This window comes from Streptomyces mauvecolor (assembly GCF_039532965.1).
In the GTDB taxonomy this organism is placed as follows: Bacteria; Actinomycetota; Actinomycetes; order Streptomycetales; family Streptomycetaceae; genus Streptomyces; species Streptomyces violascens.
In genome coordinates, this window is the sequence record NZ_BAAASQ010000008.1 from 197,598 (window position 1) to 222,822 (window position 25,225).

The window sequence follows — 25,225 nt, forward strand, 5'->3', positions numbered from 1 at the left end:
GCTCATCCCCGCCGGTTCAAGGCCCACCGCTCGTGGGCCGCCGCGCTCAGCATCACGATCGCCACTCCGGTCAGCCAGCCGCCCACCACGTCCGAGAACCAGTGCACCCCCAGGAACAGCCGGGTGAACCCCACGCCGAGCGCCGAGACCGCTCCGGTCACGAGCACCGCCGCACGGGTCCGGCGCCCGGCCCCGTGCAGCGCGAGCAGCCACATGAGCAGCCCGAAGGCCACCGTCACGCTCAGCGCGTGGCCGGACGGGAACGCGGCATACCCGGCGGAGTCCACCGGGTCCGGCCACCGCGGCCGGTCCCGGTCCACGGCCGCCTTCAGCCCCTGCTGCACGGCCGTACCGAGGCCGCTCGTCGCCGCGACCCACGCCGGGAGCAGCCGCTCGCCGCGCCACAGAAGGACCCCGACGACCACTGCCAGCAGGGCCCGCATCGTCCACGGATCCCACACCCAGTCGGTGAGGATCCGGTTGACGTGGGTCAGCGCGGGGTCGGCCACGGCGCGGCGGTGCAGCCCGTCGGCGACCGTCCGGTCGAGTGCCATCAGCGGGCCCCACTCGGCCACCACCAAAACGAGCAGTACCGCGGCGAGCAGGGCACAGACGAGGCCGGCGCGGAGCGGCGTGACCGGGCGCGGGCGGGCCTCGGCGGGAGCGAGCAGCATGGGGGAGATCCAAGCCGATCCGGCCCGGGTACGGCTAGCCCAAGGCGTGCAGGCCCGGCACGAAGGCCACGACCAGGGGGACCGCCGGGACCAGTGCGGCGTACGCGGTCAGCCGCAGGCGGTGGCTCGCGGGGAGCCGCGGGGCCGCCGACAGGAGCCGGTGCACGCGCTGGGGGAGCTGGCCGTCCGGGGCGGGGCAGGGCCCGAACACCCCGCGGTGCTCGTTGAGTTCGACCAGTGCGAGCGCGATCGTGAGGCGGCCGAAGCGCCGGGATGCCACGTCGTCGGCGGCCAGTTCCACCAGGCGGTGCATCTCGTCGCGGAAGGCGGCGAACACCGGCACCTGCGGGAACCCCCGGGCGAGCGCTCCCGAACAGTGCAGCAGCCAGTCGTGCCGGGCCCGCGCGTGGCCGAGCTCATGGGCGAGCACCGCATCGAGCTGACGACCCTTCAGGCGCTGAAGTGCCGCTGTGGTGATGACCAGTTGGGGCGTCTGGCCCGGCAGCCACCAGGCGTCGGGCCGGGCCGCCTCCAGGACCACCAGGCGCTCGCCGGAGGGCTCCTCGCCCGGCAGCAGCGGTGAGCGGAGCCGCAGCTCCGCCCGGCGCCGGCGCCGGCGTGCCCAGCTGTCCCTGATCTCCCGGGTGAGCATCGCCCCGGTCCAGGCGCCGCCGAGGAAGAGCACCACCGCGAGCGCCGCCGACCAGGGGCCGTACGGTCCGAGCGCGTACGCCTCGACGACGGCGCGGGGCGCGGACGCGAAGACCTGGCCGCGCACGGTCTGCCAGGCGGACGCGGCGCTGAAGACCATCGCGAGCCCGAAGCAGAGCAGGACCGCCGCCACCACGCACTGCCACACCCACAACGCCACCACGGGCTCGCGCTCGACCCAGTCGGCGCGGGCGAGGAGTCGCGGAGCGGCGACGGCGGACACGAGGCCGAGCACCAGCAACGCGAGGGAGACCGTCATGGTCTCAGCCTATGAGCGGGGCCGCCGTCATAGGTATGGCCGCGGGCACCAAGTGACGCACGCCACGATGGGGCCGTCTCCATGGGAGCCTTCGATGCCCGCGATGTCGCTCAGACCGTCACCAGCATCGCGAGCATGGCGATCCCCATCGACAGGCGGCAGGCCAGCGCCGGTTCGGGCCGCGCGCTCCAGGAGACCGCCGCCACGGGCCCGCCCCCGCCCGCCGCGGGCAGCAGCCGCACCCCCGTGGACAGGACATGGCCCGCGAAGTACAGCAGCAGCGCCCCGGTCAGCAGCGGAACGCCGCCCGCCGCATGCCCCTCGTGCCCGGCGTGCGCCCCGCCCCCGGCACCCGGTGTCATCGCGAGCGCCATGTAGACCATCGCCAGCGAGCCCACCGCATGGTGCACATGGTGCGCCCCGCCCCGCGCAGGCCACAGAGCCCGGAGCGCGGCGCCGCCGAAGATCACCGCATACCCCGCCAGCATCCACGGCGGTGGTGACAGGAACGCGGCCGGCACGGCCATCGCGGCCATCCCGAACCCCATGACCGCCTCACTGCCCGCCGCCCTGCGGGCCGGCGGGGAGCCGCTGCGCATCCGCAGCAGACAGTACGAGCCCGTCGCCGCGCACAGCGCGACGAGCAGCCAGCCGGGCAGCACCGGACCGTGCACGGCGTACCTCCCCGCTCGATGAATCGCCCTGCCGACAGGTCGATGCCCGGCCGCGGGGCCGCATACGCGGGCGCAGGGACACACAGAGGGAGCGCGCGGGGGATCTTCGCCGGTCAGGATCGGTCACAACCGGTCGGGAGGGGGTTCGCGGGAGTCGCCGGGCCGTCAGGGGCGGAAGCGCAGCGGGTGGTCGGCCGGGACCTCCACGACCGCGATGCGCACCCCGTCCGGGTCCTCGAGCCACATCTCGATCAGCCCCCACGGCTCGCGCACCGGCGGCCGCACGACCGTCACCCGTCGCCCCACGAGCTCCTCGTGCGCCTGCGCCGCATCCGCCACCTGGAGCCACAGCTGGAGGCCCGGCGCCGGCGGGTGCTCGGCGCGGCCGGACACCTCCAGGAAGCCGCCGCCCAGGAAGTACACCGTGCCGCGCTCCGGCCCCGTACCGAACTCGCGGTAGACGGCGAGCCCGAGCTGTTCGCCGTAGAAGGCACGCGAACGCTCGGGGTCGGTGGGGCGCAGAAGGGTCCGGCTGCTCAGTACATGCACCATGACGGGGACCCTAGTGGCCGGGTTAGGCTCGGGAGGCCGCCGCAGCGCATTCGACCAGCAGGGAGACCGCACGATGGACACCGTCAGCCGGGCCGCCGGAGAGCTGAGCTACCGGGACGCCACCGAAGCCGACGTCGAGGCGCTGGTGCCGCTCATCGAGTCGGCCTACCGCGGCGACTCCAGCCGCGCCGGCTGGACCACCGAGGCCGACATCCTGCAGGGTCAGCGCACCGATCCCGAAGGCGTCCGCGCGGTCATCACGAGTCCCGGGAGCAAGCTGCTCACCGTGGAGCGGGACGGGGTGCTCGTCGCGTGCTGCCAGCTCGAACACCGCGGTGACGCCGCCTACTTCGGGATGTTCGCGGTCTCTCCCGCCCTCCAGGGCGCGGGCCTCGGCAAGCAGATCATCGCCGAGGCGGAGCGCACCGTCCGCGCCGAGTGGGGCGTGAGCGAGATGCACATGACCGTGATCTCGGTGCGGGACGAACTCATCGCCTTCTACGAGCGGCGCGGCTACCGCCGTACGGGAACGATGACGCCCTTCCCGTACGGCGACGAGCGCTTCGGCGTGCCGCAGCGCGACGACCTCGAATTCGAGCTCCTTGTCAAGAAGCTGGGCTGAGCGCGCTGAGCACTACGCGGTGAAGCGGCCGGTGCGGCGGATCTCCGGGTAGTCGGTCGTCGCGCCGTCCAGCTGCAGGGCGCGCACCAGGCGCAGATGGTCCTGGGTGTTGACGGTCCAGCCGATCACCTTGAGCCCCGCCGCGTGGGCCTGCTCGACCGTCTCCAGGGTGAGCCGGTGGATGCTCAGGACCAGGGTCTTCGCGCCGACGGCCCGGGCCCGGTCGATGAGGTCGGGGCCCCAGCTGTCGTCGACGAGCCCGGTGCGCACCCCGGGCACGAGGGAGGCGATCTCGGCGAGCGCCTCGTCGTGGAACGACAGGACCTCCACCCGGCTCACCAGATCGCGCCGCTGGATCACCTCGGCGAGCGAGCGGGCCGCGGCGACGTCCTTGATCTCTGCCTGGACCGGGGTCTTCACCGCGTCGAGCACTTCCTCGAACACGGGGATGCGCTCGCCCTGACCCGCGTCCAGCTCCCGCAGCTCGGCCAGGGTCATCTCGCCGATGGGGCCCCTTCCGTCCGTGGTGCGGTCGACCTCGGCGTCGTGCATGACGACCAGGGCGCCGTCCTTGCTGAGGTGCAGATCGAGTTCGATGACGTCCATGCCCGCGCGTTCTGCGTGGACGAAGGAACGCAGGGTGTTCTCCGGCTCGACACCCATGACCCCGCGATGACCGATGGTGAGGAACGTCAAGACAGGCCTCGCTTCCGTCGACGGCGGTATTGGCGCGTGCGGTGGTCCCGTGCGCACGCGGCAGCCGCAGCCTAACGGCCCGCCACCGCAACGGACCCCGCCTCGCGCGGGGCATCGGCGTCCTGCGACCGGGTTGACGCGATCCCGAGGACGAGGCCGGTGACGACGGCTGCGACAAGCACTGCGCGGGTACTCACGGGGGCGGCTCCGGGGTGAGGGCTGCGGGGCGGAAGGTTTCCGTCCTACCTGTGCGCACCCCGCGTGGGCCAACCCGTGTCACCCGCCCGTGGGCGATTCCTCCCGCCCTTGACGCGACTCGCGCCGACGTCTCGTCCGGGGCCGGGCAGGCCGTCGTGGCTGTCCGGTTCTCCACCCTGCGGCGGTGCCGGCTGCCACCGCCGCAGCCGGCCGGGTCGCGATCACGGCATTGCCGCAGCCATAGCCGTGCCATTGCGTTAACACAGGAAGAAGAGCGGTGCGACAGCGGGATGGCAGGATAATTTATTGGGAAACCTCTTGAGCGGGGGAACCGAACGCGGATACGGTGTCTTAACGCGAGGTTCTCCTGTGGAGGAAGTGACATGACGGAAATTCTTGTGCAGGACCCGGCCGTGGGGGGCGCAGTATCCGACCGGCGGGTGGTCGACCACCCCGCATGGACCGCGCTCAAGAATGCCGTCGAGGAGATCCGGCCCTGGCAGTCCAAGGACGGCTCCATCGACTTCGACGCCGAGGGCGCCCCGCTCCGTGCCGTTGTCGAGGCCACCCTGGACCAGGTCATAGCCGCGGTCGAGCAGCTCTCCCCGCTCCTGCCGCACGACGAGGCCTACCACCGCGCTCTCGTCGCCGACCTGCGCAAGTGGGCCGACAGCGCCTTCGACGTGCCGGACTTCCTGGACTCGCTGCTGCGGTTCCACCCGGCTGCCGACCGCGCCGACGGACTCCAGCGCCTCGTCCTCTTCCCCATGTACACGCAGAACGGCAACCCCGACCGCAATCTCGAAGCGGTCGTGCTGCGCATGGTGTGGCCCGAGTGGCTCGCGGAGCTGGAAGCCACGCGCTACGACAACCCGCTGTTCTGCGGCATCACCTTCGAGGACTTCACGGCGGGCTACGACACCCACTCGGCGGTCCTCTTCCCCGAGACCATTGCCGTGCGCGAGGCCCCCGAGCGCTTCACCTGGGGCGGCATCTTCTGCGACCGCGAGGCGGCCCGCTTCCGCGCCGTGACCGAGGCCTCCGTCCGCATCCTCGGGCTCGAACTCCCCGAGGACATCCGGGAGATGGTGGCCGACCAGGAGCGCTGCGAGCAGGCCTTCGTGCTCTGGGACATGGTCCACGACCGCACCCACAGCCACGGCGACCTGCCGTTCGACCCGTTCATGATCAAGCAGCGCCAGCCGTTCTGGATGTACGGCCTCGAAGAGCTGCGCTGCGACCTCACCGCCTTCAAGGAGGCGGTGAAGCTGGACGCCGAGGGCAACCGGCACGGCCGTGACGTCCAGTACGCCGTGCTCTTCGACCGGATGTTCCGCTTCCCGGTCTCCGGCGACCGCGTCCGCAACTACGACGGGCTCGGCGGCCAGCTCCTCTTCGCCTACCTGCACAAGCACGACGTGGTGCGCTGGACCGACAACAAGCTGCACATCGACTGGGACCGCGCCCCGCAGGTCACCAACCAGCTGTGCGCCGAGATCGAGAAGCTCTACCGAGACGGCATCGACCGTCCGAAGCTGGTGCACTGGTTCGCCGCGTACGAGCTGGTCTCCACGTATCTCGCCCCGCACCCGGGATCGCGCTGGGCCAAGGGCCCCGAGGCCCTGGATCTGTCCCAGCCGCCGCGCAAGCTCGTCGACGACGTGCTTCCGGACGAGTTTCCGCTCAGCATGTTCTATGAGGCGCTCTCCAAGAAGCTGAAGGACGTGATCGCCTCCACCAAGGGGATCACCGCCGCTTCCGCCTCGACCGGGGCTGCCGCGTGAGCTCTCGTACGGAAGGGGCGAGGAAAATGAACAACGGACCTCTCAACGGTGCCGTCATCGCCGTGGCCGGAGCCGCGGGACCGGCCGGCCGGGCCGCGCTGCTGCGGCTCGCCGAGGCGGGCGCGGTCGTCGTCGGCTCCGACCAGGACGCAGCGCGCCTGGCCGAGGCCGTGGACGCGGCGCGGTACGCCCACGGCGGGGCCACCGTCACCGGGGACACCGTCGACCTCCTCGACCTCCAGGCGACCCGCGACTGGGCCGACCGCATCCAGAAGGACTTCGGGCGGGTCGACGGCATGGTCCACCTCGTCGGCGGCTGGCGCGGCAGCACCTCCTTCCCGGAGACCGACCTGGCCGACTGGGACTTCCTGGAGAAGCTCCTCATCAAGACCGTCCAGCACACCTCGCTGGCCTTCCACGACGCGCTGCTGCGCAGCGACCGGGGCCGATTCGTCCTGGTCAGCCAGTCCGGCGCGCACAAGCCCACCGCGAACAACGCCGCGTACAACGCGGGCAAGGCCGCCGCCGAGGCCTGGACGCTGGCGCTCGCCGACGCCTTCCGCAAGGCGGGGGGCGAGGACGGGCCGAGCGCCGCTGCTGCGATCCTGGTGATCAAGGCACTGGTGCACGACGCGATGCGCGCCGAGCGACCCAATGCGAAGTTCGCGGGCTTCACCGACGTCAAGGAACTGGCCGACGCCATCGCCGGCGTCTGGGACCGGCCCGCCCAGGAAGTGAATGGACAGCGCCTGTGGCTGACCCCCAAGCCGTGAGGACCGACGCGCGACAGCACCACGACCCGGCGGTGCGCGGCTTCGCCAGCGACAACTACGCCGGCGCGCACCCCGAGGTCCTCGCGGCCCTCGCACTCGCCAACGGCGGTCACCAGATCGCGTACGGCGAGGACGACTACACCGACCACCTCCAGCGCGTCATGCACAGCCACTTCGGCGCGGGCGCCGAGGCCTTCCCGGTCTTCAACGGGACCGGGGCCAACGTCACCGCGCTCCAGGCGCTGACCGACCGCTGGGGTGCGGTGGTCTGTGCCGAGACCGCCCACATCAACGTCGACGAGGGCGGCGCCCCCGAGCGCATGGCCGGGCTCAAGCTGCTCACCGTGGCGACGCCCGACGGCAAGCTGACGCCCGAGCTCATCGACCGGCAGGCCTGGGGCTGGGAGGACGAGCACCGCGCGATGCCGCAGGTCGTCTCGATCACCCAGAACACCGAGCTGGGCACGGTCTACACGCCCGACGAGATCAGGGCGATCTGCGAGCACGCCCACGAGCGCGGGATGAAGGTCCACCTCGACGGGGCCCGCATATCCAACGCGGCCGCCTCGCTGAACGTGCCCATGCGTACGTTCACCAACGCGGTCGGGGTCGACGTCCTGTCGTTCGGCGGCACCAAGAACGGGATGCTGTTCGGCGAGGCGATCGTCGTGCTCAACCCGGACGCCGTCCAGCAGATGAAGCACATCCGCAAGATGTCCATGCAGCTCGCCTCCAAGATGCGCTTCGTCTCGGTGCAGTTGGAGGCGCTGCTCGCCAAGGACCTGTGGCTGCGCAACGCCCGGCACGCCAACGCCATGGCCCAGCGCCTCGCCGAGGGCGTGCGCCAGGTCCACGGCGTGGAGATCCTCCACGAGGTGCAGGCCAACGCCGTCTTCGCGCGCCTGCCGCACGACGTGAGCGAGCGGCTCCAGAAGCGCTACCGCTTCTACTTCTGGGACGAGAGCGCCGGCGACGTCCGCTGGATGTGCTCCTTCGACACCACCGAGGACGATGTCGACGGCTTCCTGGCGGCGCTGAAGGAAGAGATGGCCCGCTAACCGGAACACAATTGAATACCTATGCGGTCGACCGTAAAGTCATTGACTTACGGTCGGCCGCATTCGTACGCTCGCGTGCCATGGAGCTCATTCAAAGCAACCCCCAACTCGCCGCCTACCTCGCTGCGGATGACGTCGTCGACCATCAGCACCCCTTGGTCCGCGAGGCGGCCGCCCGGCTCGCATACGGCGCCACCGACGCATACTCATACGCCAAGGCTGCCTACGAGTTCGTCCGGGACGAGATCCCGCACTCCCAGGACGCCGGTGACCTGCAGGTGACCTGGCGGGCCTCCGACGTCCTGGCGGAGTGCACCGGCATCTGCTGTGCCAAATCGCACGCCCTGGCCGCGCTGCTGCGCGCCGAATCGATCCCCGCAGCCCTCTGCTACCAGCGGCTCGCCGACGACGACGGCTCCAACCCCTTCGTGCACGGCCTGGTCGCCGTCCGGCTGCCCGGTGGGGACGCGTGGGCGCGGATCGATGCGCGGGGCAACAAACCGGGGGTCGACGCCCAGTTCTCGCTCGACGAGGAACGCCTCGCGTGGAAGGCCCGGCCTGAGTTTAGTGAAGTGGACTATCTGGTGCTTTATGATGTACCTCATCCGGCGGTCATGAAGGCGCTCAAAGCCGCGCCCGACCGGCCGTCGCTGTGGCCGATCCATCCGACCGAACTGTGAGGCACCACCGATCATGACGCTCGAACTCACGGTGTCCGACGAAGTCGGCGCCATCGCACCCGGCTTCACCCACGTCGCCGTCGAGGCGTCCGGACTCGTCAACGCGCCCAGCGACGAGGCGAGTTCGGCGCTGCTCGACGACGCCGCGCGCCGGCTCGCCGAGCGCCTCGCGGGCCGGGCCCCGCACGAGGACCCGCACATGGCCGCCTGGCGCGCCGCCTACACCGCCTTCGGCTCCAAGCCGAACCGCACCCGCAACTCGGCCGAGGCGCTCGCCAAGCGAGCCCTGGCCGACGGCGGCCTTCCGCGCATCAACCGGCTCGTCGACGTGTACAACGCGATCAGCGTCGCCCACCTCGTCCCGGTCGGCGGTGAGGACACCGATCACATCAAGGGGTCGATGCGTCTGGTGCGGGCCACCGGCGAGGAGCCGTTCCACACGGTCGCGGGCGGCGAGCCGGCCGTCGAGCACCCGGACACGGGCGAAGTGGTGTGGCGCGACGACGAGGGCGTCACCTGCCGCCGCTGGAACTGGCGTCAGGGAGTGCGGACCAGGCTCACCGAGGAGTCGGTGAACGCGCTCTTCCTCCTGGAGGGCATGGCGCCGCACTGCGACCTGGCCACGGCCGGCGCCGAACTGGCCGAGCTCCTGGAGAAGTTCAGCCCCGGGGCGCGGATCACCGTCCATGCCCCGGTCGCCGTATCGGTACAGAAGTGACGATTCAGCCCTTGGCCTCGGCGGCCTTCACCTGCTCGGGCGTCGGCGCCGTACCGCCCAGATGCGCCGGCACCCACCAGGTGTCGCTCGCGTCCTTCGGGCGTACGGGATAGGCGCGCTGAGCCGCTTCGAGCAACTCCTGGCAGCGCTCGCGCAGCCGCCGCGTGATGGCGCCCGCGAACTGGTCGGCGGGCGCCTCCACGGGCTCGCCGACCCGGATCGTGACGGGGATGTGGCTGCGCTTGAAGTTGCGCGGCCGCCCCTTGGTCCACACCCGCTGGGTGCCCCACAACGCCATTGGGATCAGCGGAACCCCGGCCTCCTGGGCGAGCCGCGCCGCACCCGACTTGAAGCTCTTCAGCGTGAACGACTGCGAGATCGTCGCCTCCGGGAACACGCCGATCACCTCACCGGAACGCAGCGAAGCCAGCGCGTGCTGATAGGCGTCCTCGCCCTGCTTGCGGTCGACCGGAATGTGCTTCATGCCGCGCATCAGCGGGCCGGAGATCTTGTGCCGGAACACCGACTCCTTGGCCATGAAGCGCACGAGCCGCTTCTGCGGCAGCGCCGCGAGCCCCGTGAAGATGAAGTCCAGATAGCTGATGTGATTGCTGACGAGCACCGCCCCGCCCGTGCGCGGGATGTTCTCCGAACCCTGGGTGTCGATCTTCAGGTCGAGCGCCTTGAACATCGTGCGTGCGGCGCCGATGACCGGCCGATAGACGAGTTCTGCCATCTGAGGGGAGACCCTTCGTGTGCCCGGGGAGGGTGCTCCCGGAGAATAAGTTACGCAGCCGTAGGTTTTAGGCTTTGGGCAGATGGTGCCCGATGCGCGACGAGCTGGCCAGTCCTGGCGCTGTGCGCAGGGGAGATTCTCGTCACGTCTTCGCAGGTGGGGGCCCGGGGAATCATTGCGGACCGATACGCGCTGCAACCGTACGACAGGGCAGGTAGTGGTGGCGTGAAGACGTGGGCGGGGTCGGTTGTGGAAGGTGGCGCGGTGGACGACGGCGGGCGCAGGCTCGGCGAGGCCGAGCTGGGGTGCGGGCTCGGACGGCGGGCCACCCTGGTGCAGTTCTCCAGCGCCTTCTGCCAGCCCTGCCGGGCGACCCGGCGCACCCTGGCCGAGGTGGCCGCGATGGTGGACGGCGTCGCGCACGTGGAGATCGACGCGGAGGAGCGGCTCGCTCTCGTTCGGGACCTGGAGATCGCGCGCACCCCGACCGTGCTCGTGCTGGACGCGGCGGGCCGCATCGTGCGCCGGGCGGCCGGACAGCCGCGCCGCGCGGACGTCATCGCGGCCCTCGGGCAGGCGGTGTGAGGTGCGCGCCCCCCTTCTCGTCGAGGTCCGCAGTGAGGGATCTCCCATATCCGGGAAGCCACTTGACTGCGACCGCGCCGAATCGTCAGTCTGACGATGTGCCGACAGACCTCCTTCTCTACGGACGCGCCCACGTGGACCTCGCCCGCAACGCGAGTGCGCGCTGTCCGGGCTGCTGAACACCCGCAGCCCCCGTCGCACCCACTGCAGAAGGACAATTCCATGACGGCCTCGCCCGAGCTCCGTACCGCACAGACCGCCTCTCCCGAACTGTTCAAGTCGGTCTTCCGCCAGCATGCCGCGGGCGTCGCGGTGATCACCGCCCAGCGCGGCGGCCGGCCCGTCGGCTTCACCGCCACCTCGCTCAACTCCGTTGCGGCCGAGCCCCCGTTGATCTCGTTCGGGATCGGCACCGGTTCCTCCAGCTGGCCCGTCGTCGCCGAGGCCGACCACATCGGCGTGCACATACTCGGCGAGCACCAGCAGGACCTGGCGGCCACCTTCGCCCGCAGTGGGGCAGACCGGTTCGGCCCGGCCACCGACTGGCGCACCGGCCCCGAGGGCGTGCCCGTCCTCGACGGCGTCCTGGCCTGGCTGGTGTGCAAGGTGGTGGCCCGCATTCCGGCCGGAGACCACCGCATCGTGCTCGGCCAGGCGGTCGTCGGCGACCCCGCGGGCGCCGGCCGCCCGCTGCTCTACCACCAGGGTCGCTTCAACGCGCTGCGCGACTGAGAGTTCCTCACCGGTTCGATTACTCAGCGTTGGCAAGGTCACAGTTCAAAGCGCTTGCTTACTGGGAACAAGCTGGGTGTACTGGCGAGTAATATTTCGTTCGGAGCGCCGGTCGCCCCGACCGGAAACCGCCCCATCAGGCGCCTATGCTGCGTGCAACAAGGCAGCCCAGAAATGACGATGCAGTAGGAGAGCCGGCGTGAGCTTGAGGATCGTTGTCTGTGTGAAGTACGTGCCCGACGCCACCGGCGACCGGCACTTCGCCGATGACCTGACCGTCGACCGCGACGACGTCGACGGCCTCCTTTCGGAGCTGGACGAGTACGCGGTCGAGCAGGCACTGCAGATCGCCGACGAGGCGGACGACGCGGAGATCACCGTGCTGACCGTCGGCCCCGAGGACGCCAAGGACGCGCTGCGCAAGGCGCTTTCGATGGGCGCCGACAAGGCCGTCCACGTCGAGGACGACGACCTGCACGGCACCGATGTGATCGGCACCTCGCTGGTCCTCGCCAAGGCCGTCGAGAAGACCGGCTACGACCTGGTCATCTGCGGCATGGCGTCGACCGACGGCACCATGGGTGTCCTGCCGGCACTGCTCGCGGAGCGCCTCGGCGTCCCGCAGGTCACGCTGCTCTCCGAGGTCTCCGTCGAGGACGGCGTCGTGAAGGGCCGCCGCGACGGCGACACCGCTTCCGAGCAGCTGGAGGCGTCCCTGCCGGCCGTCGTGTCGGTGACGGACCAGTCGGGCGAGGCCCGCTACCCGTCCTTCAAGGGCATCATGGCCGCCAAGAAGAAGCCGGTGGAGTCCCTGGACCTCGGCGACTTGGACATCGACGCCGATGAGGTCGGCCTCGAAGGCTCCTGGACCGCGGTCGACTCCGCGGCCGAGCGTCCGGCCCGCACGGCCGGCACGATCGTCAAGGACGAGGGCGAGGGCGGCAAGCAGCTCGCCGCCTTCCTTGCGGAGCAGAAGTTCATCTAAGTCGCAGTCTCGCGAGCCAGAAGTTCATCTAAGTGCTCCGCCGGTCCGGGAACTTTCCGGGCCGAGTCCGCACTTAGGGCTCGCCGAGCCCCTCAACTGCCCGTCTTTTCTTCGCACTTGCAGGAGATTGAAGTCCCATGGCTGAAGTTCTGGTCTACGTCGACCACGTGGACGGCGCCGTCCGCAAGCCCACCCTCGAGCTGCTGACGCTGGCCCGCCGCATCGGCGAGCCTGTCGCCGTCGCCCTCGGTGCGGGTGCCGAGAACACCGCCGCCGCGCTCGCCGAGCACGGCGCGGTCAAGGTCCTCACCGCCGACGCCCCCGAGTTCGCCGAGTACCTCGTCGTACCGAAGGTGGACGCCCTCCAGGCCGCGTACGACGCCGTGTCCCCGGCCGCCGTGCTCGTCCCGTCCTCCGCCGAGGGCAAGGAGATCGCGGCCCGCCTCGCGGTCCGCATCGGCTCCGGCATCATCACCGACGCCGTCGACCTGGAGGTCGGCGACGAGGGTCCGGTGGCCACGCAGTCCGCGTTCGCCGCCTCCTTCACCACCAAGTCCCGCGTCTCCAAGGGCACCCCGGTCATCACGGTCAAGCCGAACTCGGCCGCCGTGGAGGCCGCCCCGGCCGCGGGCGCCGTCGAGGCCCTGCCGGTCACCTTCTCCGCCCTCGCCACCGGCACCAAGGTCACCTCGCGCACCCCGCGCGAGTCGACCGGCCGCCCCGAGCTGACCGAGGCCGCGATCGTGGTCTCCGGCGGCCGCGGAGTCAACGGCGCCGAGAACTTCGGGATCATCGAGGCCCTCGCCGACTCGCTCGGCGCGGCCGTCGGCGCCTCGCGCGCCGCGGTGGACGCGGGCTGGTACCCGCACTCCAACCAGGTCGGCCAGACCGGCAAGTCCGTCTCGCCGCAGCTCTACATCGCCAACGGCATCTCCGGTGCCATCCAGCACCGGGCCGGCATGCAGACCTCGAAGACCATCGTGGCCGTCAACAAGGACGCCGAGGCCCCGATCTTCGACCTGGTCGACTACGGCGTGGTCGGCGACCTGTTCCAGGTCGTCCCGCAGCTCACCGAAGAGGTCAACTCCCGCAAGGGCTGACCTGCGAGTTCTTCCGGTCCCGGGGCCGCGTGGTGATCTTCACCGCGCGGCCCCGGGCCGTTTCGGACAACCATTGACGCAGGAGAGGCGGACTATTAACTTCGCTATACGGATTGTTGATTCCGTGAAGCGGAAAAGTTTCGACCGTGTGGAGGGTGCAGGATGGGTCAGCAGGAGCAGGTGGCAACGAGCCTCGCCGGCGTCGTCAGCGAGGAGATCAGTGCCTCCCTCGTGGCGGTGGACGAGGAGCTCGCCCGCCGTTACCCGGGCGACCCCGGCACCCGCCAGCCCGTGCACACCGTCTACGTACCCGGCGACGTCTTCGACGCGGGCACCATCCGGGCCTGGGGCGACCAGGCCCTTGCCGCCCTCGACGAGCACGCCCCGGACGCCGCCTCCTTCGCCAAGGTGCTCGGCATCTCCGACGAGCTCGCCGCCCCGGTGTACGACCGGGTGCGCGCCAAGCTCCGGCGCGAGCCCATCGAGGACCTGCGCGTCGACTTCGAGGACGGCTACGGCCCGCGCCCCGACGCCGAGGAGGACGCCGACGCCGCGCGCGCCGCCCGCCTCATCGCCGAGGCCTTCCGGAACGGCACCGCGGCCCCGTACATGGGCATCCGCATGAAGTGCATGGAAGCCGCCGTACGCGACCGAGGCATCCGCACCACCGACGTCTTCCTCACCACCCTCATGCAGCACGGCGGCCTGCCCGACGGCCTCGTCCTGACCCTGCCGAAGGTGACCTACCCCGAGCAGGTCACCGCCTTCGTGCGGCTGCTCAGCGCCTTCGAGAAGGCGCACGGCCTGCCCGAGGGCCGGCTCGGCTTCGAGATCCAGATCGAGACCAGCCAGTCCATCCTGGCCGCCGACGGCACCGCCGCCGTCGCCAGGATGATCGACGCCGCCCAGGGCCGCGCCACCGGCCTGCACTACGGCACCTTCGACTACAGCGCCTGCGTCGGCGTCTCCGCCGCCTACCAGGCAAGCGACCACCCCGCCGCCGACCACGCCAAGGCCGTCATGCAGGTCGCCGCCGCGGGCACCGGCGTACGCGTCTCGGACGGCTCGACCAATGTGCTGCCCGTCGGCTCGACCGGGCACGTCCACGAGGCCTGGCGCCTCCACTACGGCCTCACCCGCCGTGCCCTGGCCCGCGCCTACTACCAGGGCTGGGACATGCACCCCGGCCACATGCCGACCCGTTACGCGGCCGTGTACGCCTTCTACCGCGAGGGCCTGGAACAGGCCGCCGGACGCCTCGCCGCGTACGTCGCCAAGACCGAGGGCGACGTCATGGACGAGCCCGCCACCGCCAAGGCGCTCAGCGGCTACCTGCTGCGCGGCCTGGACTGCGGCGCCCTCGACAACGCCGAGGTGGCCCGCCTGACCGGCCTGACCCGCGCCGACCTCGACGCGTTCGCCTCGCCCCGCCGCGGCAGCCTCACCGTCACCGCTCCGTAGCCGGACCGGAACCGGACGGGCCCCGAGGGCTGTCACCCCTGCCCCGTACTCTGTACGCGACCACAATCGCCACAGAGGGACGGGGCAGCGGTGTCTACGGGGGAGAGCCAACTACTGGCGGGCCGGTACCGGGTCGTCGAGCGGCTCGGCCGCGGCGGCATGGGCGTCGTGTGGCGTGCCCACGACGAAGTGCTCGGCCGCGAGGTCGCCGTCAAGGAACTGCGTACGTTCAGCGACGCCTCCGCGCCCGAGCTGGGCGATCTGTGTCTGCGCATGCAGCGCGAGGCGCGAGCGGCGGCCCGGGTGCGCCACCCCTCGGTCGTCGCCGTCCACGACGTCACCGAGCACGAGGGCCGGCCCGTCATCGTCATGGAGCTGGTCGACGGCCCCTCGCTCGATGACGTGCTCCGCGAACGCGGCGTCCTGGAGCCCGGCGAGGCCGCCGCCATCGGCGCCAAGGTCCTCGAAGCGCTGGCCGCGGCCCACCGGGCGGGCGTGCTGCACCGCGACGTGAAGCCCGGCAATGTGCTGCTCGACACCTCGGGCCGGGTGGTCCTCACCGACTTCGGCATCGCTGCCATGGACGACCCGGGCGACGGCTCCCAGACACACCTCACCCGCAGCGGCGAACTGGTCGGCTCCCTGGACTACCTGGCGCCCGAGCGGGCCCAGGGCCAGGAACCCGGCCCCGCGTCCGATGTCTGGGCGCTCGGCGCGACGCTGTACGCCGCCGTCGAGGGAGCGGCCCCCTTCCGCCGCACCTCCACCTGGTCGACCCTGAACGCGATCGTGGTCGAGCCACTGCCCGAGGCGCGCCGGGCCGGGCCGCTCGGGCCCGTACTGCAGCGCCTCATGGACAAGGACCCGGCTCGGCGGCCCGACGCGGGGACCGCGGCCCGGCTGCTCGCGGAGGTCGCGGCTGCCGCGGGCGCGGGGGAGACGGGGCCGACCGCGGTGCGGATTTCGCCGCCGGCCCCCGCGCCGCCGCGCTCGGCGACCGTGCGTGATGTGCTGCCGCACCGGCCGGAGGGATTCGGGCCGGTCACGCCCGTGCCGGAGCAGCCGGAAGGCTTTGGTCCGGTGGTGACGCAGATCCCGGAACCGACTCCGGAGCCGCGCCCCTCGGCCGGGCGGAGCCGGGGCAAGGTCCTGGTCGCGGCCGGGGCGGCCGCCGTGCTGCTCGTCGGTGGCGGTGTCGCGTACGCGCTCCTCGATCACGGGGACGCGACAGGGGGCCAGCAGGCTGTGGGGGCGGCGAACGGCGCGACGCCGGGCGCGGGCGCGGCGGACGATCGGCTCGGCTCAGCAGGTCTGAACACATCCGGTCCCTCCGCGGGAGCCGCGCCCAACTCGCCCTCGTCCAGGGCGAGTTCGACCCCGAAGCCGTCCGCCAAGGAGGACGCCGGGAAGAGCGGCGACGCGAAGGGTGACGCCGGCAAGGCGCCCGACCCGAAGAAGAACACCCCGAGCGCCCCCGGCACGGGCGGCACCTCGGGCGGCACCGCACCCCCGGCCGGGAGCTGCCAGCCGATCGCGGGAGGCAAGTTCAACTGCCAGGTGTGGCGTAGCGCGAAGTCCATCCGGCACGACGGCGGCGCGGCGGGCGTGCTCAACGCGGGTACCAACTACTTCTATTGCCAGGCGGACCTGGGCCGACGCGAGACGTACGGGAAGTGGACCAACACCTGGTGGGCGAGGACCGACGACGACAGCGGCAACACGAACGTGTACGTCAGCGTGGTCTACCTGAAGGGCGGCAACAACAACGAGCCGGTCCCCGGCCTCAAGACCTGCTGACCCCGCCCGGGGCCGAGGCCGCGCAAACCCCGCCCGACACCAGTCCTGCCAGGGGCGCGGGGAACCGCGCGGACCCGCCGGGCGGCGGCCTAGTCGAGGGAGGGTGGCGGGATCTCGCCCGAGCCGCGCTGGATCAGGACGGTGGGCAGCTCCACGCGCGTGGGCGTCTCGTTGGCGCCGTCGAGCCGCTGGAAGAGCAGCTCCGCCGCCGTGCGGCCGAGGGCGGCGGCATCCTGCGAGATGACCGTGATGCCGAGCAGGTCGGCCAGCTCGATGTCGTCGAAGCCGACCAGGGCCACCGGGTGCTCGCGGCCCGCCAGGACGCGTACCGCCGTGACCGTCACCCGGTTGTTGCCCGCGAACAGCGCGGTGACCGCGTCCGGTGCCGCCAGCATCGACTCGGCGGCCGCGCGCACGCGCTCGGGGGAGGTCGAGCCCAGCGACACCCAGGATGCGTCGACCGGCAGATCCGCGTCCGCCATCGCCGCGTGGTAGCCGCGCAGTCGCTCGGTGGCCGTGTGGATGCGGGGCTGGTCGCCGATGAAGCCGATCCGCCGGTGACCCTGCGCGATCAGGTGGGCCACGCCCGCGCGGGCGCCGCCGAAGCTGTCGGACAGGACCACATCGGCGTCGATCCGCCCGGCCGGGCGGTCCACGAACACCGTCGCCACGCCCGCCTTTATCTCCGGTTCGAGATAGCGGTGGTCGGACCCGGCGGGGATCACGATGAGCCCGTCGACCCGGCGGGCGCAGAACGCGAGGACCAACTCCTGCTCGCGGTCCGCGTCCTCGGCGCTGGAGCCGTTGATGAGCAGCGCCCCGTGCTCCCGCGCGACCTCCTCCACGGCCCGGCTGAGCGGCCCGTAGAACGGGTCGGCGAGGTCTTCGAGGACCAGGCCGATCGAGGCGGTACGGCCCTTGCGCAGCACCCGCGCACTGTCGTTGCGGCGAAAGCCCAGCGCCTCGATGGCCTCCTGCACCCGGCGCTCGGTGTCCGGGGTCACCCCGGGCTCGCCGTTGACCACCCGGGACACCGTCTTGAGGCCGACACCGGCACGCGCGGCGACATCCTTCATCGTCGGACGGTTGCCGTAGCGGGGCTCGTGGTGGCGGGCATTCTCGGCCACAGTGCACAGTCCTGTCGTCGTCGGGAGCCGTCCGGCGCGGTCGAGTGCCATAACGGTGTGTGTGGCGTCGAGCATAGGCCCTGGACAACGTTGTCACATGCATGGAGACTCTCATCTTGACCTGCCGTTACCCGTCCCTCACCAGGAGATCCGACCTCGATGCACACCGACCTCGTGGCCGCGCTCGACATCGGCGGCACCAAGATCGCCGGAGCCCTGGTGGACGCCGACGGCCGGCTTCTCCTCCGGGCCCAGCGGCCGACTCCCGCCCATGAGGACGGCGACACGGTGATGCGCGCGGCCGAGGCGGTCCTCGCCGAGCTGACCGGATCCCCGCTGTGGGAGCGTACGAGCGCGGTCGGCATCGGCAGCGCCGGGCCCGTGGACGCGTCGGCGGGCACGGTCAGCCCCGTCAACATCCCCGGCTGGCGCGGCTTTCCGCTGGTCGAGCGGGTGCGCGCGGTGACAGGCGGCCTCGACGTCGAGCTCGTCGGCGACGGTGTCGCGATGACCGCCGCCGAACACTGGCTCGGCGCGGCCCGCGGCCACGACAACGCGCTGTGCATGGTCGTGTCGACCGGCGTCGGCGGCGGACTCGTTCTCGGCGGCAAACTGCACCCCGGCCCCACCGGCAACGCGGGCCACATCGGCCACATCAGCGTCGACCTCGACGGCGACGCCTGCCCGTGCGGGGCGCGCGGCTGTGTGGAACGGATCGCCAGCGGCCCCAACATCGCCCGCCGCGCCCTGGAGAACGGCTGGCGTCCCGGCCCCGACGGCGACACCTCGGCCGCCGCCGTCGCCGCGGCCGCCCGGGCCGGCGACCCGGTCGCCGTCGCCTCCTTCGAGCGTGCGGCCCAGGCCCTGGCCGCGGGCATCGCCGCGACCGCGACGCTGGTCGAGATCGAGATCGCGGTGATAGGCGGGGGAGTGGCCGGCGCGGGGGACGTCCTCTTCACCCCGCTGCGCCGCGCGCTGCGCGACTACGCCACGCTCTCCTTCGTCCAGCGCCTCACCGTCGCGCCCGCGCTGATGGGTACGGACGCGGGTCTGGTGGGGGCGGCCGCGGCCGCTTCCGCGCGGCGGCCGGACACGGCGGCGTTGCTGAAGTGACTGCTCCGACGTCTCTGCCCGCGGAGCCCAAAACGGGCAAGGCGGGACGACTTCATGCCCTTGCCGGCTGCCCGTCAGTGACGAGCGTTTCCGGTAGGGCTTGTTGAACTCTGTTGGATGAGAAGCGGTAACGGTTGCTCGCCGTTGCGTCAAAACCCTTGACGACGCCCTGACTTGGGGGTGTGATCCAAGCCTCGCGTTTGGTTGTGTTGGGTTGCACCCCGGAGGAGGGGGACATGGCGCAGTCATCGTTCAACGGTCCTGTAACGCCCAAAAGCGTGGCAGGACATCGGATGTCCCGGCGGAATCTTCTGCGTGGTGCGGCGGTCGGAGCCGGGGCGGTCGCGCTGCCCTCGCTGCTCGCGGCGTGCGGCAGCGGGCCCGGCGGGGACTCCAAGACGATCCGGATGGGCTCGAATTCCTCGGACACCGTGCCCAAAAAGGCCTTCGCCGACGCGTTCGCGGCGTACGAGAAGCAGTCCAAGGAAGGCCGCAAGATCAAGGTCAACACCGTTGACCACAACACCTTCCAGGAGAACATCAACCGCTATCTGCAGGGCAAGCCGGACGACGTCTTCATGTGGTTCGCGGGCTACCGCATGCAGTTCTTCGCGCAGAAGGGCCTCCTTTACGACATAAGCGACCTCTGGTCGGGCTTCCAGGGCTTCTCCGACGCGCTCAAGGCGCAGTCGACCGGCGCGGACGGCAAGCAGTACTTCGTGCCGTACTACTACTACCCGTGGGCGGTCTTCCACCGCGCGAGCGTCTTCCAGCAGCACGGGTACACGGCGCCCAAGACCTTCGACCAGTACGTCGAGCTGGCCAAGCAGATGCAGAAGGACAAGCTCGATCCCATCGCGTTCTGCGACAAGGACGGCTGGCCCGCCATGGGCACCTTCGACTATCTCAACATGCGCACCAACGGCTACGACTTCCACAAGTCCCTGATGGCCGGCAAGGAGGCGTGGACCGACAAGCGGGTCAAGGACGTCTTCGACAGCTGGCGCCGCATCCTTCCGTACTGCCAGCAGGGCGCCAACGGGCGCACCTGGCAGGAGGCCGCGCAGAGCCTCCAGAAGAAGCAGTCGGGCATGGCGGTGTTCGGACTGCCGCACGTGGGCCAGCAGTTCCCGAAGGAGGACCAGGACGACATCGCGTTCTTCCCGTTCCCCGAGATCGACCCGCAGTACGGCCAGGACGCGGTCGAGGCCCCCATCGACGGCTTCCTGCTCGCCAGGAACGCCAAGGAGCTGAAGAACAAGCAGTCCATGGAGAGCGCCAAGGACCTGCTCAAGTGGCTCGCCACCCCCCAGGCGGAGGACGTCTACCTCGCGGGCGACCCGAACAACATCGCCGTCAACTCCGGGGCTGACACCGCGAAGTACAGCCCTCTGCAGAAGAAGGCGGTCGAGCTGGTCTCCGGGGCCAAGCAGATCTCGCAGTTCCTGGACCGCGACACCCGCCCCGACTTCGCCTCCACGGTGATGATCCCGGCCATCCAGAAGTTCATCGGCAACCCGAAGGACGTCGACGGCCTCGTCAACGACATCGAGCGGCAGAAGAAGTCCATCTTCGCCACCGAGGGCTGAGAGCCCCGGCCCCAGAGCCCAGCGCTCCTCCAACTGGCCCATCTTTGCTTCGACTTGGAGTACTCAGCCGTGGCGCTCATCACCGCGCGGCGCACAGGACGACGGGGCCCCAGGCGGTTCACCGCCCGCGACCTCGTCGTCCTCGGCGTGCTGCTTGGCCTGCCCGTCCTGCTCGACATCGCCATCGTGTGGGGCCCGACCCTCGCCTCCGTCGTCCTGTCCTTCACCAGCTGGGACGGCATCGGCGACATCAAGTGGGTCGGCACGCGGAACTACACCGACCTGTTCACCAACTACCCGCCGTTCTGGCCGGCGGTCCGGCACAACCTGATGTGGCTGGGCGTACTCGGCTTCGTGGCAACGCCGTTCGGGCTGCTGCTCGCCGTGCTCATCGACAAGGGCGTGCGGTTCAGCCGCTTCTACCAGTCGACGCTGTACATGCCGGTCGTCCTCTCCCTCGCCGTCGTCGGATTCATCGCCCAGCTGGTCTTCTCCCGCGACCAGGGAGCGCTCAACGCCGTGCTCGGCAACAGGAGCGACCCGACCGACTGGCTCGGCGACCCGAACCTGAACATCTGGATGATCCTGCTGGCCGCGGCCTGGCGGCACACCGGCTACGTGATGATCCTCTACCTGGCAGGGCTGAAAGCCGTCGACCCCTCGCTCAAGGAGGCCGCGGCCATCGACGGCGCGAGCGAGCGCCAGACCTTCTTCCGGGTCGTCTTCCCGACGCTCCGCCCGGTCAACGTCATCGTCGGCGTCATCACGGTCATCGAGTCGCTGCGCGCCTTCGACATCGTGTACGCCGTCAACCACGGGCGCAACGGCCTCGAAGTGCTCTCGGTGCTCGTCACCGACAACATCATCGGCGAGGCCAGCCGCATCGGGTTCGGCTCGGCGATCGCCGTGGTGCTGCTGACCGTCTCCCTCGGCTTCGTCATCACGTACCTGGTCCAGGAGATCCGAGGGGAGAAGAACCGATGACCACCCACACCGCGCCCGCGCCCACGACCACCGCCCCGGCGACCGCCCCCGCCGCCCGCCGGCGCCGGGTGCGTCCGGGCCGCCTCGGCGTGCACGCGTTCCTGATGGCGGTCTCGCTCGCCTTCCTCGCACCGCTGCTGCTCGCCGTGTACGCGTCGCTGCGCCCGTACGAGGAGACCTCGCGCGACGGCTACTTCTCGCTGCCCAGGCACCTCTCCTTCGCCTACTACAAGCAGGCGTTCACCGACTCGGGCATGACGAAGTACTTCGTCAACACCCTGATCATCGCGGTGCCGGGGGTGATCATCGTGCTGTTCTTCGCCGCGTTCGTGGCCTTCGCCGTCTCACGCCTCGAACTCCGGGGCGGCATGGTCCTGTTGATGCTGTTCACGGCGGGCAACCTGCTGCCCCAGCAGGTCATCGTGACGCCGCTGTACGTCGTGTTCAACCGCATCCCGCTGCCGTACTGGATGTCCGACTCGATGACCATGTTCGACTCGTACTGGGCCGTCATCGCCGTCCAGGTCGGCTTCCAGATCGGGTTCTGCGTCTTCGTGCTCGCCAACTTCATGCGCACCCTGCCGCGGGAGATCCTGGAGGCGGCGATCGTCGACGGCGCGGGGGTGTGGACCCAGTACTGGCGCATCACCCTGCCCCTGTGCCGCCCGGCCCTCGCAGCGCTGGCAACGCTCCAGTTCACCTGGATGTACAACGACTTCCTGTGGGCCCTGGTCTTCATGTCCGACGGCGACAAACTTCCCATCACCTCGGCGCTGAACAACCTGCGCGGCCAATTCTTCACCGACTACAACCTGTTGGCGGCGGGCTCGGTGATCGTCGCGCTTCCGACCCTGATCGTGTTCCTGCTGCTGCAACGGCACTTCATCGCGGGACTGACGCTGGGGTCCAGCAAGGGGTAGCGCTCGGTTGACGGAACGTCGGGGCGGCGGCTCTGGAAGCCAACCGGGGCCGCCGCCCGCGCGACCGGCCGTCCAGGCCGGCTCCAGCGGCAGTCCAGCGCCTCTCGAGGCGTACGCCAGAAGGTCTGCGGCCTCAAGCAGATACGCGCCTGCAACCGCCCGGCCGTCGCACGGGCCGTCGCAGCCCGGCCCTGGAGTCCGCCATGACCGTCGAACTGCACGTCGCCACCGCTCTGTTGCACGACATCGACTCGGCGCGCAACCCGCTGCCCGGCCGTGAGGTCGCCCGGCGGACGAGTCCCGTGAACCCCACCGTCACCATCCTCGACCTGGAGACGGCCGACGCGCCCGAGGGAGCCGCGCTCATGGACCCCATCTTCCAGCGCACCGGGTTCCACGACATACGCATCACCGAGATCCGCTGGTACGACCGGGACGGCTACTTCATCGCGCCCAGCATCCCGCTCGCGGCCTGAGCGCTGATCGAAAATCCCTCGCCCCGCCGGTCGGGATCGGTCAAGCTGCAGGTGACAGCACCTTTTCCCTGGAGCAAGCAGTGATCGACCTCGACCGTATCGTCCCGCCCGCAGGCCTGGCCGCCGCCATCGACGCCGGCCATGTCGTCCGCAAGGCGCACCCCGAACTGCCGCTGTCGATCCTCTCCTACACGAGGGCGTGCCAGTACGAGCAGGCGTGGGACGAGGTGACCACGCGCTGCCGCGGGCTCGTGGTCGACGACGTGAGCGGGACGGTCGTCGCGCACTGCCTGCCCAAGTTCTTCAACGTCGGCGAGCACACCCACGGCCGCCCCTACGCGCCACCGCTCCCGGACGAGCCGTTCGAGGTGTACGACAAGGTCGACGGCTCGCTCGGCATCGCCTTCCACTACGAAGGCCGCTGGCGGGTCGCCTCCCGGGGCTCGTTCACCTCCGAACAGGCCGCCTGGGCGACCGCCTGGCTCGAGGGGCGGGACACGTCGGCGCTGCGGCCCGGAGTCACCTACCTCGCGGAGATCCTCTACCCCGAGAACCGGATCGTCGTCGACTACGGCGGCCGCCGCGACCTCGTGCTCCTCGCCGCGTACGACGCGACGGGCGAGGAGATCGGCCTGTCCCGGGCCGCCGAGGACTGGGCGCCGGTCGGCTCGGTGGCGCGCACGTGGCCCGCGATGCCGCTCGCCGAACTCCTGGCGCGCGCCGAGTCCAACGTGCACGCCGACGGCCGCGAGGCCACCGGCACGGACGCCGAGGGCTATGTCCTGCGGTACGCCTCCGGGTTGCGGGTCAAAGCCAAGATCAGCGAGTACGTACGGCTGCACAAGGTGCTCACCGGCATCACCGAGCGGGACATCTGGCGCTTCCTCGGCCTCCGCCGGTTCGCCGGCGAGGACCCCAAGCGGGTCGGCCAGGCGCTGGGCTGCGCGCCCGGCGAGATCGCGGAACTCACCGCGGACGGCGCCGACCCGCTGGAAGCTATGCTTCAGCAGGTCCCCGACGAGTTCGACACCTGGGTGCAGAGTGTGGCGGCGCGCCTGGACGGGCAGGCCGCCGAACTGGCCCGCCTCGCCGCCGAGCACTTCGGCGGGATCGCCCGGCTCGCCCAGGACCGGGGCGCGTTCGCCCGCGCCGCCCAGCAGATCCAGGACCGCACCGTACGCGCGGCCGTGTTCCAGCTGCTCGACGGCCGTGACATCGGCCTCATGATCTGGCGGTCCGTCAAACCGACGGCCGCCGACCCGTTCACGAACGACGAAGAAAGCTGACCTGTTCCATGCCCACCGTGCACGTCATGACCGGACTGCCCGCCTCCGGCAAGACCACCGCCGCCCGCAAGCTCGTGGCGGACTCCGACGGCCAGTGCCGCCGCGTCAACCTCGACGACCTGCGCGGCATGTTCGACAACGCGGCCGAAGGGCGGGAGCGGTCGTACACCGCCGAGCAGAGCGTCCTCGCGGTCCAGGACGCCGCCGTGCGCGAGACGATCGCCGCCGGATTCGACGTCGTGGTCGACAACACACATCTGACCCCGAACATCCCCAAGCGCCTCAAGGCCGCCGTCGCGGGCCGGGCCCGGTTCGTCGTGCACGACTTCACGGACGTGCCCGTCGAGGAGTGCCTGCGCCGCGACGCGGCCCGCGCCAACCCGGTCGGCGAGGACATCATCCGCCTGCTCGCCGACAAGCACGCCAAGGCCGTACGCAACGGATGGCGGCTCACCGACGCCTGGATGAACGACACCGTCGTCCTCGCCGAGGTCGAGCCCTACACCCCGGACGAGAGCCTGCCCAGCGCGGTGATGTGCGACATCGACGGCACGCTCGCCATCAACCTCAACCGCAACCCGTACGACTTCTCGCGCTGCGAGCAGGACGGCCTCAACGGGTCCGTCCGCGACGCGCTGACCGGCTTCCGGCAGGCGCACGGGGACAGGGTCGTGCTGCTCTCGGGCCGCGGCGAGGAGTTCCGGCCGCAGACCGAGGCGTGGCTCGCCGCGCACGACGTGCCGTACGACGAGCTGTGGATGCGGCCGGCCGGCGACGGGCGACGCGACGACCTGGTGAAGGCCGAGCTCTTCGACGCGCATGTCCGCCACCGGTTCAACGTCCGGGTGAGCCTCGACGACCGCGACCGGGTCGTCGCGATCTGGCGCCGCATGGGACTGCCCACCTGGCAGGTCAACTACGGCGACTTCTGAGGG

At 70.8% G+C, this 25,225-nt stretch carries 27 protein-coding genes; 19 read left to right on the forward strand and 8 right to left on the reverse strand.

The window, feature by feature from the left end; genetic code table 11:
- Positions 1–2: 2 nt before the first annotated feature.
- The 4 genes from ABD346_RS08775 to ABD346_RS08790 form a co-directional block, all read right to left on the reverse strand.
- Positions 3–674 carry a phosphatase PAP2 family protein gene (locus ABD346_RS08775; RefSeq protein ID WP_344373575.1) on the reverse strand — a complete coding sequence of 224 codons (672 nt, stop codon included), beginning with the start codon at positions 672–674 and terminating at the stop codon, positions 3–5.
- Between the two features lie 34 nt (positions 675–708).
- A complete protein-coding gene (locus ABD346_RS08780) occupies positions 709–1,644 on the reverse strand; it encodes a M56 family metallopeptidase (protein ID WP_344373576.1) in 936 nt (311 codons plus the stop codon).
- Between the two features lie 110 nt (positions 1,645–1,754).
- On the reverse strand, positions 1,755–2,318 hold the full coding sequence (locus ABD346_RS08785) for a DUF5134 domain-containing protein (RefSeq protein ID WP_344373577.1): 564 nt from the start codon (positions 2,316–2,318) through the stop codon (positions 1,755–1,757).
- 165 nt (positions 2,319–2,483) lie between these two features.
- Positions 2,484–2,870: a VOC family protein gene (locus ABD346_RS08790; protein WP_344373579.1), complete on the reverse strand. Its 387-nt coding sequence runs from the start codon at positions 2,868–2,870 to the stop codon at positions 2,484–2,486.
- A gap of 73 nt (positions 2,871–2,943) precedes the next feature.
- Here ABD346_RS08790 and ABD346_RS08795 point away from each other — a divergent pair, with 73 nt between their 5' ends.
- Positions 2,944–3,492: a GNAT family N-acetyltransferase gene (locus ABD346_RS08795; RefSeq protein WP_344373580.1), complete on the forward strand. Its 549-nt coding sequence runs from the start codon at positions 2,944–2,946 to the stop codon at positions 3,490–3,492.
- A 12-nt stretch (positions 3,493–3,504) separates the two neighbouring features.
- Here ABD346_RS08795 and ABD346_RS08800 read toward each other — a convergent pair whose 3' ends face one another.
- Together ABD346_RS08800 and ABD346_RS08805 are read right to left on the reverse strand one after the other, a co-directional pair.
- Positions 3,505–4,188 (reverse strand): glycerophosphodiester phosphodiesterase, encoded by a 684-nt coding sequence (locus ABD346_RS08800; protein ID WP_344373581.1) that lies wholly within the window; start codon positions 4,186–4,188, stop codon positions 3,505–3,507.
- Between the two features lie 71 nt (positions 4,189–4,259).
- Positions 4,260–4,385 carry a hypothetical protein gene (locus tag ABD346_RS08805; protein ID WP_344373582.1) on the reverse strand — a complete coding sequence of 42 codons (126 nt, stop codon included), beginning with the start codon at positions 4,383–4,385 and terminating at the stop codon, positions 4,260–4,262.
- Positions 4,386–4,769: 384 nt separating this feature from the next.
- Here ABD346_RS08805 and ABD346_RS08810 point away from each other — a divergent pair, with 384 nt between their 5' ends.
- The 5 genes from ABD346_RS08810 (at position 4,770) to ABD346_RS08830 (ending at position 9,399) form a co-directional block, all read left to right on the forward strand.
- The gene (locus ABD346_RS08810) at positions 4,770–6,170 is read left to right on the forward strand and encodes a DUF6421 family protein (RefSeq protein ID WP_344373583.1); all 1,401 of its coding nucleotides are present in this window, start codon (positions 4,770–4,772) and stop codon (positions 6,168–6,170) included.
- Between the two features lie 26 nt (positions 6,171–6,196).
- Positions 6,197–6,943, forward strand: a complete 747-nt coding sequence (locus ABD346_RS08815; RefSeq protein ID WP_344373584.1) for an SDR family NAD(P)-dependent oxidoreductase — start codon at positions 6,197–6,199, stop codon at positions 6,941–6,943.
- The gene (locus ABD346_RS08820) at positions 6,940–8,001 is read left to right on the forward strand and encodes a threonine aldolase family protein (protein WP_344373586.1); all 1,062 of its coding nucleotides are present in this window, start codon (positions 6,940–6,942) and stop codon (positions 7,999–8,001) included. Before ABD346_RS08815 ends, ABD346_RS08820 begins: the two co-directional genes overlap by 4 nt.
- Positions 8,002–8,081: 80 nt before the next feature.
- Positions 8,082–8,681, forward strand: a complete 600-nt coding sequence (locus ABD346_RS08825) for a transglutaminase-like domain-containing protein (RefSeq protein WP_344373587.1) — start codon at positions 8,082–8,084, stop codon at positions 8,679–8,681.
- 13 nt (positions 8,682–8,694) lie between these two features.
- A complete protein-coding gene (locus ABD346_RS08830; protein WP_344373588.1) occupies positions 8,695–9,399 on the forward strand; it encodes a B3/B4 domain-containing protein in 705 nt (234 codons plus the stop codon).
- 4 nt (positions 9,400–9,403) lie between these two features.
- Here ABD346_RS08830 and ABD346_RS08835 read toward each other — a convergent pair whose 3' ends face one another.
- Complete coding sequence (locus ABD346_RS08835; protein WP_344373589.1) at positions 9,404–10,135, reverse strand: lysophospholipid acyltransferase family protein; 732 nt, start codon at positions 10,133–10,135, stop codon at positions 9,404–9,406.
- Positions 10,136–10,399: 264 nt separating this feature from the next.
- Between ABD346_RS08835 and ABD346_RS08840 the strand changes: the two genes are divergently transcribed.
- The 6 genes from ABD346_RS08840 (at position 10,400) to ABD346_RS08865 (ending at position 16,795) form a co-directional block, all read left to right on the forward strand.
- Positions 10,400–10,720, forward strand: coding sequence for a TlpA family protein disulfide reductase (locus ABD346_RS08840; protein WP_344373590.1), 321 nt, complete (start codon positions 10,400–10,402; stop codon positions 10,718–10,720).
- A gap of 222 nt (positions 10,721–10,942) precedes the next feature.
- Complete coding sequence (locus ABD346_RS08845) at positions 10,943–11,452, forward strand: flavin reductase family protein (protein WP_344373591.1); 510 nt, start codon at positions 10,943–10,945, stop codon at positions 11,450–11,452.
- A gap of 199 nt (positions 11,453–11,651) precedes the next feature.
- Positions 11,652–12,437: an electron transfer flavoprotein subunit beta/FixA family protein gene (locus ABD346_RS08850; protein ID WP_344373592.1), complete on the forward strand. Its 786-nt coding sequence runs from the start codon at positions 11,652–11,654 to the stop codon at positions 12,435–12,437.
- A gap of 137 nt (positions 12,438–12,574) precedes the next feature.
- The gene (locus tag ABD346_RS08855) at positions 12,575–13,537 is read left to right on the forward strand and encodes an electron transfer flavoprotein subunit alpha/FixB family protein (RefSeq protein WP_344373593.1); all 963 of its coding nucleotides are present in this window, start codon (positions 12,575–12,577) and stop codon (positions 13,535–13,537) included.
- 162 nt (positions 13,538–13,699) lie between these two features.
- Positions 13,700–14,998, forward strand: coding sequence for a DUF6986 family protein (locus ABD346_RS08860; RefSeq protein ID WP_344373594.1), 1,299 nt, complete (start codon positions 13,700–13,702; stop codon positions 14,996–14,998).
- A 90-nt stretch (positions 14,999–15,088) separates the two neighbouring features.
- Positions 15,089–16,795, forward strand: a complete 1,707-nt coding sequence (locus ABD346_RS08865; RefSeq protein WP_344373595.1) for a serine/threonine-protein kinase — start codon at positions 15,089–15,091, stop codon at positions 16,793–16,795.
- 89 nt (positions 16,796–16,884) lie between these two features.
- Here the strand turns inward: ABD346_RS08865 and ABD346_RS08870 are convergent, their stop codons facing one another.
- Complete coding sequence (locus ABD346_RS08870; protein WP_344373597.1) at positions 16,885–17,922, reverse strand: LacI family DNA-binding transcriptional regulator; 1,038 nt, start codon at positions 17,920–17,922, stop codon at positions 16,885–16,887.
- A gap of 159 nt (positions 17,923–18,081) precedes the next feature.
- On the opposite strand from ABD346_RS08870, the gene ABD346_RS08875 reads away from it, so the two are divergent.
- From ABD346_RS08875 to ABD346_RS08905, 7 genes are all read left to right on the forward strand, one after another.
- Entirely contained in the window at positions 18,082–19,035 is a 954-nt protein-coding gene (locus tag ABD346_RS08875) for an ROK family protein (RefSeq protein WP_344373598.1), read from the forward strand.
- A 293-nt stretch (positions 19,036–19,328) separates the two neighbouring features.
- The gene (locus tag ABD346_RS08880; RefSeq protein ID WP_344373599.1) at positions 19,329–20,624 is read left to right on the forward strand and encodes an ABC transporter substrate-binding protein; all 1,296 of its coding nucleotides are present in this window, start codon (positions 19,329–19,331) and stop codon (positions 20,622–20,624) included.
- Positions 20,625–20,693: 69 nt separating this feature from the next.
- Positions 20,694–21,608 (forward strand): carbohydrate ABC transporter permease, encoded by a 915-nt coding sequence (locus ABD346_RS08885; RefSeq protein ID WP_344373600.1) that lies wholly within the window; start codon positions 20,694–20,696, stop codon positions 21,606–21,608.
- A complete protein-coding gene (locus tag ABD346_RS08890; RefSeq protein WP_344373601.1) occupies positions 21,605–22,528 on the forward strand; it encodes a carbohydrate ABC transporter permease in 924 nt (307 codons plus the stop codon). The genes ABD346_RS08885 and ABD346_RS08890 overlap by 4 nt, the downstream gene beginning before the upstream one ends.
- Before the next feature lie 203 nt (positions 22,529–22,731).
- Positions 22,732–23,004, forward strand: coding sequence for a hypothetical protein (locus tag ABD346_RS08895; RefSeq protein ID WP_344373602.1), 273 nt, complete (start codon positions 22,732–22,734; stop codon positions 23,002–23,004).
- A gap of 80 nt (positions 23,005–23,084) precedes the next feature.
- Positions 23,085–24,290, forward strand: a complete 1,206-nt coding sequence (locus ABD346_RS08900; protein WP_344373603.1) for a T4 RnlA family RNA ligase — start codon at positions 23,085–23,087, stop codon at positions 24,288–24,290.
- A gap of 8 nt (positions 24,291–24,298) precedes the next feature.
- Positions 24,299–25,222 (forward strand): phosphatase domain-containing protein, encoded by a 924-nt coding sequence (locus ABD346_RS08905; protein WP_344373604.1) that lies wholly within the window; start codon positions 24,299–24,301, stop codon positions 25,220–25,222.
- Positions 25,223–25,225 lie beyond the last annotated feature (3 nt).